This is a genomic window from Pseudomonas sp. FP2335 (assembly GCF_030687535.1).
GTDB lineage: Bacteria > Pseudomonadota > Gammaproteobacteria > Pseudomonadales > Pseudomonadaceae > Aquipseudomonas.
Window position 1 is genome coordinate 5,414,788 of the sequence record NZ_CP117437.1, and the last position, 17,180, is coordinate 5,431,967.

At 62.0% G+C, this 17,180-nt stretch carries 14 protein-coding genes; 5 read left to right on the top strand and 9 right to left on the bottom strand.

Translation table 11 applies throughout. From position 1 onward, the window contains the following. Positions 1-50 precede the first annotated feature (50 nt). The 6 genes from PSH81_RS24480 to PSH81_RS24505 all read right to left on the bottom strand — a co-directional run bounded on the left by PSH81_RS24480 (position 51) and on the right by PSH81_RS24505 (position 7,383). Positions 51-875 (bottom strand): ABC transporter permease, encoded by an 825-nt coding sequence (locus PSH81_RS24480; RefSeq protein WP_192299791.1) that lies wholly within the window; start codon positions 873-875, stop codon positions 51-53. 12 nt (positions 876-887) lie between these two features. Next, positions 888-2,135: an ABC transporter permease gene (locus PSH81_RS24485; RefSeq protein WP_226454454.1), complete on the bottom strand. Its 1,248-nt coding sequence runs from the start codon at positions 2,133-2,135 to the stop codon at positions 888-890. A 182-nt stretch (positions 2,136-2,317) separates the two neighbouring features. After that, positions 2,318-3,358 (bottom strand): ABC transporter substrate-binding protein, encoded by a 1,041-nt coding sequence (locus tag PSH81_RS24490; protein ID WP_226454455.1) that lies wholly within the window; start codon positions 3,356-3,358, stop codon positions 2,318-2,320. Between the two features lie 44 nt (positions 3,359-3,402). After that, entirely contained in the window at positions 3,403-4,515 is a 1,113-nt protein-coding gene (locus PSH81_RS24495) for an ABC transporter ATP-binding protein (RefSeq protein WP_226454456.1), read from the bottom strand. A 225-nt stretch (positions 4,516-4,740) separates the two neighbouring features. Continuing rightward, complete coding sequence (locus PSH81_RS24500) at positions 4,741-5,370, bottom strand: response regulator transcription factor (protein WP_038842984.1); 630 nt, start codon at positions 5,368-5,370, stop codon at positions 4,741-4,743. An 18-nt stretch (positions 5,371-5,388) separates the two neighbouring features. After that, entirely contained in the window at positions 5,389-7,383 is a 1,995-nt protein-coding gene (locus tag PSH81_RS24505) for a sensor histidine kinase (protein WP_305391621.1), read from the bottom strand. A gap of 77 nt (positions 7,384-7,460) precedes the next feature. Here PSH81_RS24505 and PSH81_RS24510 point away from each other — a divergent pair, with 77 nt between their 5' ends. Continuing rightward, positions 7,461-8,435 (top strand): alpha/beta hydrolase family protein, encoded by a 975-nt coding sequence (locus PSH81_RS24510; protein WP_305391622.1) that lies wholly within the window; start codon positions 7,461-7,463, stop codon positions 8,433-8,435. Between the two features lie 154 nt (positions 8,436-8,589). On the opposite strand, the gene PSH81_RS24515 is transcribed toward PSH81_RS24510, so the two are convergent. Genes PSH81_RS24515 through PSH81_RS24525 form a run of 3 tightly spaced genes read right to left on the bottom strand, consistent with a single transcriptional unit; the run spans position 8,590 to position 11,055 of the window. Further along, positions 8,590-9,357, bottom strand: a complete 768-nt coding sequence (locus PSH81_RS24515; RefSeq protein WP_192299797.1) for a TerB family tellurite resistance protein — start codon at positions 9,355-9,357, stop codon at positions 8,590-8,592. Position 9,358: 1 nt separating this feature from the next. Beyond that, the gene (gene murU, locus PSH81_RS24520) at positions 9,359-10,033 is read right to left on the bottom strand and encodes an N-acetylmuramate alpha-1-phosphate uridylyltransferase MurU (RefSeq protein ID WP_305391623.1); all 675 of its coding nucleotides are present in this window, start codon (positions 10,031-10,033) and stop codon (positions 9,359-9,361) included. After that, positions 10,030-11,055, bottom strand: coding sequence for an aminoglycoside phosphotransferase family protein (locus PSH81_RS24525; RefSeq protein ID WP_305391624.1), 1,026 nt, complete (start codon positions 11,053-11,055; stop codon positions 10,030-10,032). Before PSH81_RS24525 ends, murU begins: the two co-directional genes overlap by 4 nt. A gap of 130 nt (positions 11,056-11,185) precedes the next feature. On the opposite strand from PSH81_RS24525, the gene PSH81_RS24530 reads away from it, so the two are divergent. The 4 genes from PSH81_RS24530 to rsmA are packed head-to-tail and all read left to right on the top strand — an operon-like array spanning position 11,186 to position 17,076. Further along, a complete protein-coding gene (locus PSH81_RS24530; protein ID WP_305391625.1) occupies positions 11,186-13,966 on the top strand; it encodes an LPS-assembly protein LptD in 2,781 nt (926 codons plus the stop codon). After that, complete coding sequence (locus PSH81_RS24535) at positions 13,941-15,281, top strand: peptidylprolyl isomerase (protein ID WP_226454460.1); 1,341 nt, start codon at positions 13,941-13,943, stop codon at positions 15,279-15,281. The genes PSH81_RS24530 and PSH81_RS24535 overlap by 26 nt, the downstream gene beginning before the upstream one ends. Next, the gene (pdxA, locus tag PSH81_RS24540; protein ID WP_305391626.1) at positions 15,278-16,267 is read left to right on the top strand and encodes a 4-hydroxythreonine-4-phosphate dehydrogenase PdxA; all 990 of its coding nucleotides are present in this window, start codon (positions 15,278-15,280) and stop codon (positions 16,265-16,267) included. Before PSH81_RS24535 ends, pdxA begins: the two co-directional genes overlap by 4 nt. Continuing rightward, entirely contained in the window at positions 16,264-17,076 is an 813-nt protein-coding gene (gene rsmA, locus PSH81_RS24545) for a 16S rRNA (adenine(1518)-N(6)/adenine(1519)-N(6))-dimethyltransferase RsmA (RefSeq protein WP_226454461.1), read from the top strand. The genes pdxA and rsmA overlap by 4 nt, the downstream gene beginning before the upstream one ends. Positions 17,077-17,180 lie beyond the last annotated feature (104 nt).

Consider the following 17,180-nt stretch of genomic DNA (forward strand, 5'->3'; position numbering starts at 1 on the left):
ACAGCTATCGCAGGCAAGCCAGCTCCCACAGTTGATCCGGTTTCGGTACGTTAGACCTGTGCGGTACGCAGTTTTTCGCTGCGGCCGCGCAGCCATTCCAATGTCAGCAACAGCAGTACCGAGAAGGCAATCAACAACGTCGCGGCAGCAGCAATCGTCGGGCTGAGGTTCTCGCGGATACCGCTGAACATCTGGCGCGGCAACGTCGCTTGCTCAGGCCCGGCCAGAAACAGCGTCACCACCACCTCATCAAACGACGTCGCAAAGGCAAACAACGCCCCGGAAATCACCCCCGGTGCAATCAGCGGCAAAGTCACCCGACGGAACGCGGTCAAAGGCGAAGCACCCAGGCTCGCCGCCGCCCGCACCAGGTTATGGTTGAAGCCCTGCAACGTCGCCGACACGGTGATGATCACAAACGGCACGCCCAGTACCGCATGCACCACGATCAGCGAGAAAAAGCTGTTACCCAGGCCCAGCGGCGCAAAGAACAGGTAACTGGCCACGCCGATGATCACCACTGGCACCACCATCGGCGAAATCACCAGGGCCATCACCAGCGCCTTGCCGGGGAAATTGCCACGGGTCAGGCCAATCGCCGCCAGGGTACCGAACACCATCGCCAACACCGTGGCCGCCGGGGCGACGATGATGCTGTTTTTCAGCGCACGCATCCATTCGGCCGAGCCGAAGAAGTCCTGATACCAATGCAACGAAAACCCCTGCAACGGATACACCAGGAAACTGCCGCTGTTGAACGACAGCGGGATGATCACCAATACCGGCAATATCAGGAACAACAGGATCAAGCCGCAGAGGATCCGCAAGCTGTAGAACCAAACCCGCTCAACGGGCGACATATAAGGGCTCAGCATCGCAAGGTCTCCTTAGCTCAGGCGCAGGCGGCTGGCGCCCACCAGCCGGTTATAGATCAGGTACAGCAACACGGTGGCCAGCAGCAGCAAGCCGCCCAGAGCCGTGGCCATGCCCCAGTTGATGCTGGTGTTGGTGTAGAAGGCCACGAAGTAGCTGACCATCTGGTCGTTCGGGCTGCCCAGCAGTGCCGGGGTGATGTAGTAACCAATCGCCAGGATGAACACCAACAGGCAACCGGCGCCCACACCGGCGTAGGTCTGCGGGAAGTACACGCGCCAGAAGCTGGTGAACGGGTGGCAGCCCAGGGAGATCGCCGCACGCATGTAGGTGGGCGAGATGCCCTTCATCACGCTGTAGATCGGCAGGATCATGAACGGCAGCAGGATGTGCACCATGGAGATGTAGACCCCGGTGCGATTGAACACCAGCTCCAGCGGTTTATCGATCAGGCCCATGCTCATCAGCGCGCTGTTGATCAGGCCACCGGATTGCAGCAACACGATCCACGCCGCCACCCGCACCAGGATCGAGGTCCAGAACGGCAGCAGCACCAGGATCATCAACAGGTTGCTTTTACGCGCCGGCAGGTTCGCCAGCAGGTAGGCCAGGGGATAGGCCAGCAGCAGGCAGATGGCGGTGATCACCAGGCCCATCCAGAAGGTACGGGCGAAGATGTCCAGGTAGATCGCCTGGTCCGGCGTGGCCGGGGCGACTTCACCGAGGTCGTCGATGCGGTGATCGACGGCCGCCAGCAGGTAGAACGGCGTCAGGCTGCTGGTGTTGCGCCGGATCGCCTGCCAGTACGCCGGGTCGCCCCAGCGTTCATCGAGGCTTTCCAGCGCTTGCTTATAAGAGGCCGGCGCTTCGGTAAACGGCAGCGCACGGGCGGTTTTGGTCAGCAGGCTGCGATAGCCGGCCAGTTCCATGTTCAAGCGCTTGGACAGGTCGCCCAAGGTCTGGTTTTTGCGGGCTTCGCCCAGGTCCTCACTGAGGGCCTGATACACCGGCTCGCCCGGCAGGCCACGCCCGTCCCAGGCCGTCACCGCCACCACGGTACGCGGCAAGCCGCCCACCACTTCCGGGTTGCCGACGCTCTTGAACAGCAGCGCAACGATTGGCACCAGGAACACCAGCAGCAAAAACAGCACCAGCGGCGCAATCAAGGCCTGGGCCTTCCAGCGATTGACCCGCTCGGCATGCGCCAGACGCTGCTTGAGGGTGGGGCTGTTGACCTCGTTAGAGGGAACGGCGATGGCCATGGCTAACTCCGGGAAATCTGAAAATGAATGCAATCTACTGAACACAGCAGATCCCATGTGGGAGCGGGCTTGCTCGCGAAGGCGGTGGATCAGCTTGCACATGTGGCGGCTGATCTACCGCCTTCGCGAGCAAGCCCGCTCCCACACAAGCCCACTACACATGGATTTAGCGGTGTTGCTGATTACTTGGCAGCCCACGAGTTGAAACGCTGCTCCAACTGCTCGCCGTTATCCGCCCAGAAGCTCACATCGATCTGCACCTGGTTGGCGATGTTTTCCGGGGTGGTCGGCATGTCCTTGAGGATGTCCTTGGCCAGCAACGGTACGGCTTGGGTGTTGGCGGGGCCGTAGGCGATGTTTTCCGAGTAGGTCTTCTGCTGCTGCGGCTGTACCGAGAAGGCGATGAATTTCTTCGCCGCTTCGGCACGGTCCTTGGCCAGGCCTTTAGGAATGGCCCATGCGTCGAAATCGTAGATACCGCCGTTCCACACCACTTTCAGGTTGCTTTCTTTCTGCACGGCGGCGATGCGGCCGTTGTAGGCCGAGCTCATCACCACGTCACCCGAGGCGAGGTACTGCGGCGGTTGCGCGCCAGCTTCCCACCACTGGATCGACGGCTTGAGTTCGTCGAGTTTCTTGAACGCGCGGTCCTGGCCATCTTTGCCGGCCAGTACTTTGTAGACGTCCTTCGGCGCAACGCCGTCGGCCATCAGCGCGAATTCCAGGGTGTACTTGGCGCCCTTGCGCAGGCCGCGCTTGCCCGGGAATTTCTTCACGTCCCAGAAATCCGCCCAGCTGGTAGGCGCGCTGGCCAGTTTGTCGGCGTTGTAGGCCAACACCGTGGACCACACGAAGAAGCCCACGCCGCACGGCTGGATCGCGCCTTTAACGTAATCGGCGGTGTTGCCGAACAGTTTCGGGTCCAACGGCTCGAACATGTCTTCGTCACAGCCACGGGACAGCTCCGGCGACTCCACTTCCACCAGGTCCCAGGACACGCTCTTGGTGTCGACCATGGCCTTGACCTTGGCCATTTCACCGTTGTACTCGCCAGCGACGATCTTGCCGTTGCCCGCGCTTTCCCACGGGGCATAGAAGGCCTTGACCTGGGCGGCCTTGTTCGCGCCACCGAAGGACACGACAGTCAGGTCCGGGCCGGCCATGGCCTGGGTCGCACCGATCAGGCCCAGGGCCAGGGCGGAAAATTTCAGGGTTCTCAACATTGTTGTTCTCTCCACGTGCAGGGTTGGTGAAGCCATGGGGGCGATTAATTCGCCTCTAGAAGTGGGTCGAGTGCGCGAACGTGCTCGACTTGCCAGCCAATCGGAACCACGTCGCCGACTGCCAGGGCCGGGTCCAGCTCGGCAATCGGTTGTTTCACAAAAAAATCGGCCTTGCCGCAGACTTCCAGGCGCACACGCACGTGGTCGCCCAGGTAGATGAATTCCGCCACCCGCCCCGAGAAGCGGTTGACGCAACTTTCGCTGGAACCATTGAGGCTGACGCGCTCCGGGCGCACCGACAGGGTCACCGGGCCACCGATCTGGCCGACGTTGACCGCCAGTGCCTCGACCTTCTCACCGCGCGCCAGCTCGACCACGCAGCGCTCGCCGGAGTGGCTGTGCAGGCGGCCATTGAGGCGGTTGTTTTCGCCGATGAAGTTGGCGACGAAGGTGTTCTTCGGCTCTTCATAAAGTGTGCGCGGTGGGGCGATCTGCTGGATCTCGCCCTGGTGGAACACCGCCACACGGTCGGACATGGTCAAGGCTTCGCCCTGGTCATGGGTCACGTACACCACGGTCACGCCGAGGCGCTGGTGCAGGTGCTTGATCTCCATCTGCATGTGTTCACGCAGTTGCTTGTCGAGGGCGCCGAGGGGTTCATCCATCAGCACCAATTGCGGTTCGAACACCAAGGCGCGGGCCAGGGCCACACGCTGCTGCTGGCCGCCGGACAATTGCGCCGGGTAGCGCTGGGCGAAGGCGTCGAGCTGGACCATGCTCAGCACACGTTTGACCCGCTCGCTGATGTCGGTCTTGCTCAGGCCGCGCACCGACAGCGGGAACGCCAGGTTCTCGGCGACGGTCATGTGCGGGAACAGCGCGTAGTTCTGGAACACCATGCCGATGTCGCGCTTGTGCGGCGGCACATTGTTGATGGCGCGCCCGGCCAGCTGGATTTCGCCGGCGGTCGGCGTTTCAAAGCCGGCAAGCATCATCAGGCTGGTGGTCTTGCCCGAACCGGAAGGCCCGAGCAGGGTGAGGAACTCGCCCTTGCGAATCTCCAGGTTGAGGTCTTTGACGATCAGGTTCTCGCCGTCGTAGCTCTTCTGCACGCCACGAAAGCTGACCAGGACCTCATTTGAATCCACCTCGCTCATACCCGCACCTTTGTATTTTGGACTGCTGTGGCACAAGCGTAGTCCAGGCGCGAGGCCCCGGAAATCGGGGGCCGGGAGAGAATTGCATCAGCCGGATGGAAGGTTGGGGGTAGGGATTGCCCTACACGGATGGCGCGCACGGGACAGTGCCGGCGCAAGGGGTGAGCCGCAAGCGGCAAGAATAGGTGCGGCGAGATTTTCGGGGTGTCGTTATTGGGTATGTCGTCAGAGGAGCTTGTGTTCCATCGCGTACTTCACCAGTTCGGCCAGGGAGGTGATATTGAGTTTTTGCATCAAGCGCGCCTTGTGGGTGCTGATGGTTTTGCTGCTCAACGCCAGTTGCTGGGCGATGTCGTTGACGTTGGCGCCCTGGGCCAGGCGTTCGAACACCGAGAACTCGCGCTCCGACAGCAACGAATGCAGCGGCCGCGCATCGGTCAGGCCGACCTCGAAGACCATGCGGTCGGCCAGGTCCGGGTCGATATAACGCCCGCCTGCCGCGACCTTGCGAATTGCCGTGAGCAACAGCGCCGGATCGCTGTCCTTGGTGGCGTAACCGGCGGCACCGACCTTCAACGCACGAGCGGCCATTTGCGCCTCATCGTGCATCGACAACACCAGGATCGCCGGCGGGTTGTTCAATGCACGGATCCGCGCAATCGCCTCCAGGCCGTTGACGCCGGGCATCGAGATGTCCAACAGCACCACCTCGCACGCCACATGGCGCAAGGTCTCCAGCAACTGCTCGCCATTGCTCGCCTCGCCGACCACCAGCAGGTCTTTGGCCAGGCCGATCAATTGCTTGATGCCTTCTCGAACGATGGTGTGGTCTTCGGCTACCAGTACGCGGATCACAGGGACTTCCTCTTGGTGTTATGCATCCAACGGCACCGTGACACTCAGGGTGGTGCCCTCCCCCAACTCGCTGTCCAGGCTCAACTGCCCGCCCATGATCAACACGCGCTCCCGCATGCCGACCAGGCCAAACGATACCGGGCGGCCCTGGGCCTGGACAAAACCGACGCCGTCATCGCTGATGGTCAGCCGCAAGTCCGAATCCTCCACAGCCAGGGTCAGTTCGACAGTATGCGCCTGGGCATGGCGCATCACATTGGTCAGCGCCTCCTGCAGGATGCGGAACAGGCCGATGGCCTTGGCATCGCTCAAGGCGGGTAGATTATCCGGGACCTGCACCAGGCAGGGAATCTGCGTACGCGCTTCGAAGCGCCGCGCCTGCCATTCGATGGCCGAGGCGATCCCGGCGTCGAGAATCGGCGGGCGCAACGCGGTGGCCACATCGCGCACCAATTGGAACAGTTGGGCGATCAGGCGCTTCATGCTGTTCAGGCGCTCCTGCAGGCCGGGGTCGAGTTGGGCGTAGGCCAACTCGCACATGGAGGTTTCCAGCTTGAGCACGGTGAGCATCTGTCCCAGTTCGTCGTGCACTTCGCGGGCGATGCGCGCTTTTTCTTCTTCACGCACGGTTTCCAGGTGCGCGGACAGTTCGCGCAGTTGCGCCTCGCTCTGCAGCAACGCGGCCACGTAGCGACGGCGTTCGGTGACGTCATTGAGGTAGACCACCAGGTATTCGCCGTCGGCAAAGCGCAGGAAGCTCAACGACACATCGGCCGGCAGGATGCTGCCATCGGCGCGCAGGCAGTCGGTGGCAAAGTTCTGCGGGGCGTCGTCGCTGGCGCGGGCGCGCTTCCACAGGTTGAGCCAACGATCCATGTCCAGGGTCGGATCAAAATCGATCAGCGGTCGCTCGATCAAGGCTCCGGGCGCGTAGCCAAGCATGCTTTCCGCCGCACGGTTGGCGTAGCGCACATGGCTGTCCCAGTTGACCCACAGAATGCCGACGGTGCTTTGATCGATGGAAAACTGCGTCAACCGCAACGCCTCGGCGCCCGCCGCACGCGCGGCGCTTTCTTCCCGCGCGCCGAGCAAGCTGTGCTCCAGGCCGCGCAACTGGCGCCGCTGCCAGAACAGCGCCGTCAGGCCGGCCAGCAGCAACAGGCCGAGCAGCAGGCTGAGGTTTTGCCACAGCCCTGGCGACTCCGACAACCGCGGGTATTTGGGTTGCAGCCAGCGGGTGTGCAGTTGGTCCAGATCCCGGGCGGGGATCGCGCGCAGCGCACTTTGCATGATCCCGGCCAGTTCCGGCCATTCGCGACGCGTGGCCACCCGCAGCAATTGCGGCAGGCCGATGTCCCCCACCACCGCCAGCCCGGCGAATTCCGCCTCACCCGACAGCCGGCTCAATTGCGCCTCATCCACCACGGCGTAGCGCGCTTGCTGGCTGAGCAGCAATTGCAAGGCCTGGCGCTCCATGGGCACGCCTTGCAGGTTCAGTTTGGGATAGGTACTGCGCAGGTAGTCGGCCACGGCACTGGGCATACGCACGGCGATGCGTGAGAGTTCGTCGAGTTTTTCCAACTCGACGGCGCCGCCACCTTCACGGGTCCCGACGATATGTTGGGGCACCCGCATATACGGATCGGTGAACAACCACAGGCGCAAACCGGCCGGGGTTTGCTGCAAGCCGGGGGCGATGTCGACCTCACCGTCGCGCAACGCCTCTTCCAGTTGCTCCTGGGTGGGAAAGTTGCGCCAGCTCAGTTCGATGTTCAACGCCTTGGCCAGCCACTGCATCAACTCGACATTGGCCCCCGACAAGCGCTGCAAGCGCCGGTCGTACTGCGCGTAGGGCGCCTGCAGCACCAGGCCGACGCGCAGCTGCGGGTGCGCGGCCAACCATTCCCGTTGCCCGGCATCCAGCTGCGCTTGCGGCGCCGCAGAGACAGGCGTGGCTCCCGCCATCAAGGGAAACCACAAACAGCCGATAACCAGCAGACAGCGAAAACCCATGATCCACGTCTCACATCACTGACAAATACTGACCAACCCATTAGGCTGCTGGAATCACTTACGGCCGGAAACCAACGATGCCACCTCGAAACCGCTCGGCACTGCCAGCATTGTGCCTGTCGCTGCTCTTTACCAGCGGCTTTTCTGCGCAGGCCGCCGATGCGCCTGCCCCCGCCGCCGAAACACCTGCCGTGCGCCAACCCCTGCCGGAGCGTAGCCAGGAAGATGCCAGCGCCCTGGAACGCCAGGTTCCGCGCGAGGAACAGCAACAACTGCAGGCCGCCAGCGATACCTTCCTGGCCTTGTGGAAACCAGCCAACAGCGCCGAACCCGAAGGCGTGGTGATTATCGTACCGGGCGCCGGCGAAAGTGCTGACTGGCCGCAAGCAATTGCACCGCTGCGGCGCAAACTGCCCAATGCCAATTGGGGCACCCTCAGCCTCTCGCTGCCCGACATCAACATCGACACCTTGCCACCTCGGGTGATCGAAGCGCCGAAGGCAGCGGTCGACACCAGCAGCAAAGACGGCAGCACCGCCGCCAAGCCCATCGAACAAGCGGCCAGCGCCGAAGCCGAAGGCACCGATCCGGCGGTGGTGCCAGGTGCGGACGAGAGCGACAAAACCGACGCCAAGCGCATCTTCGACCGCATCGACGCCGCCGTCGCCTTCGCCCAGACCCAGGGTGCGCGCAGTGTGGTGCTGCTCGGCCACGGCACCGGCGCCTGGTGGGCGGCGCGTTATCTCAGCGAGAAACAACCGGCCCAGGTGCAGAAACTGGTGATGGTCGCCGGCAAAACGCCCGCAGGTCGCCAGCCGAATTTGCAACAACTGGCTCCGGAGCTGAAGGTGCCCACGGCGGATGTGTTCTATCAAGACGCCGCCCAGGATCGCAAGGCAGCTCTGGAGCGCGTCCAGGCCGCCAAGCGATCGAAAAATGACGGTTATAAGCAGGTGTCACTTAAAACCGTGCCGGGCAACAGCGCGGCGGAGCAGGAGCAGCTGTATCGACGGATTCGTGGCTGGTTGAGCCCGCAGGCAACCGCCGACTGATCGCAGACTCAAAGAACACCGCTGATCCCCTTGTGGGAGCGGGCTTGCTCGCGAAGGCGGAGTATCAGTCACAGATGTTTTGACTGAACCACCGCATTCGCGAGCAAGCCCACCCCCACATTGGAATGGGTTATCAAATCAAGACTGGCGACGACTAGCGGAAATCCCGGCGCTCGCGAATCAATGCAAACGCGCTGTGCAGCTCGCGGGTACGTTCGGTGGCCTCAAGCACTTGCGCGGGGCTTGCGCCAGTGCCAGCAATCTTGTCCGGATGGTGGCGGCTGAGCAGGCGCCGATAGGCACGTTTGATCACCGCAGGTTCAGTGGTGGCCGTCACGGCGAGCAGGCGCAACGCGTCCTGATAGGACATTCCCCGGCTCACTAGCGGTTTGCGTTCCGGCTTGTAGTCAGTCGCCAATGCCTGCAACTGTTGCGGCGTCCAGCCCAGCCATTTACCCCATTGCTCGATCAGATCGCGCTCGGCGTCATCCGCCTTGCCGTCCGCCCAGACCATGCGCCAACAGGCACGCAATACACCTTCCGCGGCATGGGGCTGGGCCTTGAGCACGCGCAAGTAGCTGCGCACGCGGTCGGTGCCGGACTTGCCGCGGTTGAACGCGGCAATCGCCCGGCGCTGGGCAGGCTCGGACATATCCAGCGCGCGCATTTCCTGGCGCGCCTGCTGGATATGCCCGTCGACGATCCGGCCATTGCTTTTGGCCAGGCGACCCAGCAGCACAAACAACAACTCGTCGTTGCGCAACGCTGGCCGCCCGCCGAGGCGCTCGCGCAGTTGCGCCCAGTTTTGCAGGTGCAACCGCCGATCCAGCGCCTGCCCCAACAGCGCACCCAACATGGCCCCCGGAATACTGGCAATGGCAAAGCCAGCCCCGGCGCCGATCAGCGTCCCTGGCCACAGCATGTTACTGCCCCGCTGTCAGCAGGGTTTCGACTTGCGCCAGGCGCTCCAGCGTACCGACATCAATCCAGCGTCCCGCCATGCGCTCCCCCGTTACCAAATCCTTGGCCATCGCCGCCCGCAACAGCGGCGCCAGCTTGAAGGCACCGGCGCTGCAACCCGCGAACAGCTGCGGGTCGAGCACAGAAATGCCACTGAAGGTCAGGTTATCGGCACCGGGCGCAGCATCATGAAGCAAACCTTGATCGAGGTAGAAATCACCGCCCGAGGGGTGATGTGCCGGGTTATCGACCATCACCAGATGGGCCAGGCCCTGGAGCGGCTGGCGCAGTCGGCTGAAATCGTAGTCGGTCCAGATGTCGCCGTTGACCACCAGAAATGGCTCATCCCCCAGCAACGGCAAGGCCTGGAAAATCCCGCCACCAGTCTCCAGCGGTTCGCCCTCCGGCGAGTACTGGATACGCAAGCCGAACTGCGCGCCGTCGCCCAGGTAACTTTCGATCTGCTGGCCGAGCCAGGCATGGTTGATCACGATTTCAGTGAAACCGGCCTTGGCCAGCGCCTCCAGGTGATACTCGATAAGGCGCTTGCCGCCGGCCTGCACCAGCGGTTTAGGCGTGTGCAGGGTGAGCGGACGCATCCGCTCACCTTTGCCGGCGGCCAGGATCATGGCCTTCATACAGTCGCCTCGGCGGGCTGGCGCAGGCTGGTCAGCAGTTCGGCCAATTCGCCCAGCTCAGGGCGATCCGCCAGCACCGCTTCTATATAAGCAAAGAAGCGCGGTACATCGGCCAGGTAGCGGGGTTTGCCGTCGCGATGGCAGATCCGCGCAAAAATGCCGATGACCTTGAGATGACGCTGCACGCCCATCAGGTCGCTGGCGCGCAGGAAGTCATCAAATTGCGCCTGTACCGGAATTCCGGCCTGCACAGCGCGCTCCCAGTAGCCGCGCTGCCATTCACGCACACGAGCCTGGGGCCAGCTGAGAAACGCATCCTTGAACAGGCAGGTGATGTCGTAGGTCACCGGGCCGTAGACCGCGTCCTGGAAGTCCAGTACGCCGGGGTTGGGCGTGCTGATCATCAGGTTGCGCGGCATGTAGTCGCGGTGCACCAGCACTTTCGGCTGGGCCAGGGCGCTGTCGATCAGCAGGTCGCTGGCGCGTTGCCACAGCGCTTGCTGGTGGGTATCCAGTTCACGACCCAGGTGGCGACGCACGTACCACTCGGGAAACAATTCCAGCTCGCGGCGCAGCAAAGCCACGTCATAGCTGGGCAGTGGCGCGTCCATCGGCAATTGCTGGAAGGCCAGCAGGGCGTTGATGGCATCGGCGAACAATGGGTCGGCGTTTTGCTCGTCGATCACGTCCAGATAGGTTTTTGTGCCCAGGTCATTGAGCAAAAGAAAGCCGCGCGGCAAATCTTCTGCATAAATTTTTGGCACATTTATTCCCGATTTCGCCAGCAAATGCGCGATATCGACGAAAGGTTTGCAGTTTTCCTGGGGGGGTGGGGCGTCCATCACGACGAACGTGCGACCACCGCCTTCCCAGCGGAAGTAACGCCTGAAACTCGCGTCGCTGCTGGCTGCGGTCAATGTTGCCGGGGGTACGGCACCCCAGCCTTGAGCGTTGAAAAGGATCGGTAACTGCTCATCCAGCCAGACTTCCAGCTGTTGTAAACGTAGATCTTGCTCGGGCATTACAAGGGTCTCCGACGGCGCTAGCCGTCAAGCGGGGCATGCTTTATTATCACGCATCTTTTTCAGACCATCGAGAGGCGTGCGGCCCAAACCGCGGGCAGATGGCACGCAGGAAGCCCGGACTAATAAGATGGCATTGAAATCCCCCGCGTTTCGTAGAAAATTTCCGTTGCTGGTAACCGGCAGTCTGCTGGCCTTGCAACCCTTCGCCACCTCATTCGTGGTCGCCGCGGAACAGTATGACTGCTCAGTCTCTGCTTCGGGTGCCTGGGATTGCGCGCCGAAAACCGCCGCAGCCCCATTGCCACCGCGTCCGGTGCACGACGGTGCCGCCGCTGGCTCGACCGCCGTTGCGTCGCAAGGCGAAACCGGCGGCAGCGCCGACGCCGCGCCGCAGACCGCACTGGTCACCGAATCCAAGGGCCGTGGCCTGCGTTCGCGCAGCGCCGACTACAGCCACCTGGACTGGGTACCCCGCGAGAAGCTGACCGCTGCCCAACTGGCCGAAACCGGCCCGTATTGCGGCGGTGCGTATATCGAGCCGACTCGTCCTGGCATGAACGACAAGACGAAACAGAGCGATGCGCCGACCTTCATCGGTGCCAAGGCCTCTCGTTACGAGCAGGAACAACAGGTCGCGACCCTGGCCGGTGACGTCGTCATGCGTCAGGGCAGCATGCAGATGGAATCCGATGAGGCCAGCCTGTATCAGGCCGAGAACCGTGGCGAGCTGAACGGCAAGGTCCGTCTGCGCGACAACGGCGCGCTGATCGTCGGCGACCATGCCGAAGTCCAGCTGGATACCGGTGCGGCACAGATCGACAACGCCGAATACGTGATGCACAAGTCGCGTATCCGCGGCAGCGCGCTGTACGCCAAGCGTGCCGAAAACGCGATCATCCGTCTCAAGGACGGTACGTACACCACCTGCGAGCCGGACAGCAACGCCTGGCAGCTCAAGGGCAACAACATCACGTTGAACCCGGCGACCGGTTTCGGTACGGCCACCAACGCGACGTTGCGGATCAAGAACATTCCGATCCTGTACACCCCTTACATCTATTTCCCGATCGACGACCGTCGTCAGTCCGGCTTCCTGCCGCCGAGCTTCAGCACCGGCAGCGAAACCGGCTTTACCCTGGTCACGCCGTACTACTTCAACCTGGCGCCCAACTACGACGCCACGTTGTACCCGCAATACATGACCAAGCGCGGCATGTTGATGGAAGGCGAATTCCGCTACCTCACCAAGTCCAGCGAAGGTCAGTTCGGTGGGGCGTACCTGAATGACGATAGCGACGAGCGCAAGAAGCAGACCGATTACGAAAAAACCCGCTATATGCTCAATTGGCAGCACAGGGGTGGGCTGGATTCACGCCTGACGACTCAGGTCGACTACACCAAGATCAGCGATCCGTACTACTTCCAGGACCTCAAGGCCTATCAGGAAGGTGTGGAAAGTCGCGACTTCCTGAACCAGCAAGGTTCGGTGGCCTACCGTGGCGACTCCTATCAGGCGCGCCTGAATGTGCAGGCTTACCAGCTGGCGACGATTTCCCAGATCACGCCGTATGACCGTTTGCCGCAGATCACCTTTAACGGTGCACTGCCTTACCATCCGGGCGGCCTGGATTTCACTTACGAGACCGAAGCAGTTCGGTTTGAGCGAAATCTTCTAAGTGGCGACTTTGTTTCTCAGGATGGGGTAACAGTCACCCCTCGCCTGGACACCAATGTCAGAGGCCTGACCCGTGCAAACGGTACTCGCCTGAACGCTGCCCCGGCTGTCTCATACCCGATGGAGTCGACCTACGGTTTCATTACGCCGAAGCTCAAGTACGTCTACACCAAGTACGATCTGGACCTGGACAATGTAGGCAAGACCTACATGGCCACAAATGGCCAGAAGTTCAAGAGTTCACAAGACCGTGCCGTGCCAGTCGCCAGTGTCGACAGCGGCCTGTACTTCGACCGCGACACCAACTGGTTCGGCAAAGATTATCGCCAGACTCTTGAACCGCGCGCCTTCTACTTGTACGTACCGAACAAGGACCAGAGCGACATCCCGGTATTCGACACCAGTGAGTACTCGTTCAGCTACGCCTCGCTGTTCCGTGACAACCGCTTCAGCGGCTCCGACCGGATCGGCGACGAGAACAAGCTCTCCCTGGGTGTGACCAGCCGCTGGATCGAAGAAAACGGCTTCGAACGTCAGCGCGTCGCCGTCGGCCAGGCGGTGTATTTCAAGGATCGCGAAGTCCAACTGCCAGGTGTACTCGCTGCCGACCGTGCCGACGCACAGTCCGACGTATCGCCAATCGCCCTGGACTACGAGTTCCGCTTCAACCGCGACTGGCGCGCCACTGCCGACTACAACTGGGACACCGAGAACCACAGTCCTCGTTCCGGCAGCGCGATGTTCCACTACCAGCCGGAAGACAACCCGAACAAGGTCGTCAACCTCGGCTACCGCTATCGCAACGATCAGGTGGTGTACAACCAGCTGACCGGCAAATGGCAGTTCGGTGGTGACTATGGCAAGGAAGGCGACGCGAACTTCGTGAAGGATTACTACAAAATCCAGCAACACGACTTCTCGATGATGTGGCCGATCGTTCCACAGTGGAACCTGATCACCCGCTGGCAGTATGACTATGCCCGCAACCGTACCCTGGAAGCCTTCGGTGGTTTCGAGTACGACAACTGCTGCTGGAAACTGCGTGTCATCAACCGTTACTGGGTTGCCAACGACGAATACAGCCAGATCGCCCCGCTTAACGAAAAGGGTGACCACGGGCTCTTCCTGCAGATCGTCCTCAAAGGACTCGGCGGCCTGACCGGCGCCAAGGTAGAGAGCTTCCTCGACAAAGGCATTGAAGGTTATCGTGAACGTGAAGACCAAGCTTTCTGATTGTCTGCGCCCGCTCGTACTGGGCGCGCTGTTCCTGGGTACCGCATCGGCACACGCTGCGGTTCAACAGCTGGATAAAGTGGTGGCCATCGTCGATAACGACGTGATCATGCAGAGCCAGCTGGACCAACGCGTCAAGGAAGTTCAGCAAACCATCGCCAAGCGTGGCGGTGGCGTGCCACCGACCAGCGTGCTGGACCAACAGGTGCTGGAACGCCTGATCGTCGAGAACCTGCAACTGCAGATCGGCGAGCGTTCGGGCATCCGTATTTCGGACGAAGAACTGAACCAGGCGGTTGGCACCATCGCTCAGCGCAACAATATGAGCATTGACCAGTTCCGTGCCGCCCTGGCCCACGACGGCTTGTCCTATGAGGACGCCCGTGACCAGATCCGTCGCGAAATGATCATCAGCCGTGTGCGTCAGCGTCGTGTGGCTGAGCGGGTGCAGGTCTCCGAGCAGGAAGTGAAGAACTTCCTGGCCTCGGACCTGGGCAAGATGCAGCTTTCCGAAGAACTGCACCTGGCCAACATCCTGATCCCTACCCCGGACAGCGCCAACTCCGAACAGCTCAATGCAGCAGCGGCGAAAACCCAGGAAATTTACAACCAACTCAAGCAAGGCGCCGACTTTGCTCAGATGGCTATCGCCAAGTCAGGCAGCGACAACGCCCTGGACGGCGGTGACATGGGCTGGCGTAAAGCCGCTCAATTGCCACCTCCGTTCGATCGTGAGCTGAGCGCCATGCAGCCGGGTGAAATCACTCAGCCAGCACGTACGCCGGGCGGCTTCATCATCCTGAAGTTGCTGGAGAAACGCGGCGGCGAGACCTCGCTGAAAGACGAAGTGCACGTTCGTCATATCCTGGTCAAACCTAGCGAAATCCGCACCGAAGCCCAGACCAAGGAACTGGCCCAGAAGATCTACGACCGCATCCAAAGCGGTGAAGACTTCGCCACCCTGGCCAAGAGCTTCTCGGAAGACCCGGGTTCCGCCCTCAACGGCGGCGACCTGAACTGGATCGACCCGAAAGCCCTGGTGCCGGAGTTCCAACAGGTGATGGCCGATACCCCGCAGGGTGTATTGTCCAAGCCGTTCAAGACCCAATATGGCTGGCACGTGCTGGAAGTCCTTGGCCGTCGCGCCACCGACAACACCAGCCAGGCCCGCGAGCAACAAGCCCTGTCTGTACTGCGTAACCGCAAATACGACGAAGAGCTGCAAACCTGGTTGCGTCAGATCCGTGACGAAGCCTACGTAGAGAACAAGCTGCCAGGCGCCGAGCAAACAGGCACCGACCAGGCAACCCAGTGAAACCCCAGCGTTTCGCGGTAACACCCGGCGAGCCGGCCGGCATTGGTCCAGACCTGTGCCTGCTGCTCGCCTCGCACCCCCAGCCACACCCCCTGATTGCCATTACCAGCCGTGACCTGCTCCTTGAGCGGGCCGCGCAGCTGGGTGTGGTTGTCAGTTTGCTGGACGTGGCGCCAGGCAACTGGCCCGACCTGCCCGCCCCCGCCGGCAGCCTGTATGTGTGGGACACCCCACTGCAAGCCAAGGTGGTGGCCGGGCAACTGGACACTGCCAATGCCGCGTTCGTCCTGGAAACCCTGACCCGTGCCGGCCAAGGCTGCATCGACGGCGACTTCGCCGGGATGATCACCGCACCGGTGCACAAGGGCGTGATCAACGAATCCGGGATCGCCTTTTCCGGGCATACCGAATTCCTCGCCGAACTGACCCACACCGAACAAGTCGTGATGATGCTGGCCACCCGCGGCCTGCGCGTCGCCCTGGTGACCACGCACCTGCCGCTGCGTGAAATTGCCGACGCCATCACCGTCGAGCGGGTGGAGCGCGTCACGCGCATCCTGCACGCCGACCTGCAACAGAAATTCGGCATCGCCCAACCGCGTATCCTGGTCTGTGGGCTCAACCCCCACGCCGGTGAAGGCGGCCACTTGGGCCATGAAGAAATCGACATCATCGAACCCACCCTGGAGCGTCTGCGCCAAGAAGGCATGGACCTGCGCGGCCCATTGCCTGCAGACACTCTGTTTACCCCCAAATATCTGGAGCACTGCGACGCAGTGCTGGCGATGTACCATGACCAGGGGCTGCCGGTGCTTAAATACAAAGGCTTCGGCGCCGCCGTCAACGTGACACTGGGCCTGCCGATCATCCGCACCTCCGTCGACCATGGCACTGCCCTGGACCTGGCGGGCAGCGGCAAGATCGATACCGGCAGCCTGCACGTGGCCCTGGAAACCGCCTATCAGATGGCCGAGACCCGTATATGACCGAGCATTACCAACACCGGGCGCGCAAGCGCTTCGGGCAAAACTTCCTGCACGACGCTGGCGTGATCGACCGCATCCTGCGCTCCATCCATGCCAAACCCGAAGACCGTCTGCTGGAAATCGGCCCGGGCCAGGGCGCACTGACCCAAGGCCTGCTGGCCAGCGGTGGGCAACTGGACGTAGTGGAACTGGACAAGGACTTGATCCCGATCCTCAACCAGCAGTTCGCTAACAAGCCCAACTTCAACCTGCACCAGGGCGATGCGCTGAAGTTCGACTTCAACAGCCTCAACGCCGCGCCGAACAGCCTGCGCGTGGTGGGCAACCTGCCGTACAACATCTCTACGCCGCTGATTTTCCACCTGCTGAATAACGCAGGGATCATCCGCGACATGCACTTCATGCTGCAAAAGGAAGTGGTCGAGCGCCTGGCCGCAGGGCCTGGCGGCGGTGATTGGGGCCGCTTGTCGATCATGGTCCAGTACCACTGCCGCGTCGAACACCTGTTCAATGTCGGCCCTGGCGCATTCAACCCGCCGCCGAAGGTCGATTCGGCCATCGTGCGCCTGGTGCCACACGCTGTACTGCCGCATCCGGCCAAGGATCACAAGCTGCTCGAACGCGTGGTACGCGAGGCCTTCAACCAGCGTCGCAAGACCCTGCGCAACACGCTCAAGGCTTTGCTGAGCAATGCTGAAATCGAAGCCGCCGGCGTCGACGGCGGCTTGCGCCCCGAGCAGCTGGACCTGGCTGCATTCGTGCGCCTGGCCGACCAGCTTGCCATCCAGCCAGCGCCCGCCGCGGACTGAAGCCTGCCGAGCACAGGCCAGACGGCATGTCTGGCCTAGTGCCCGCCTCTTGGCCTAGACTGATCCACATCTGCTGTCCTCCGCTTTTGCTTTTAAGGCCTTTC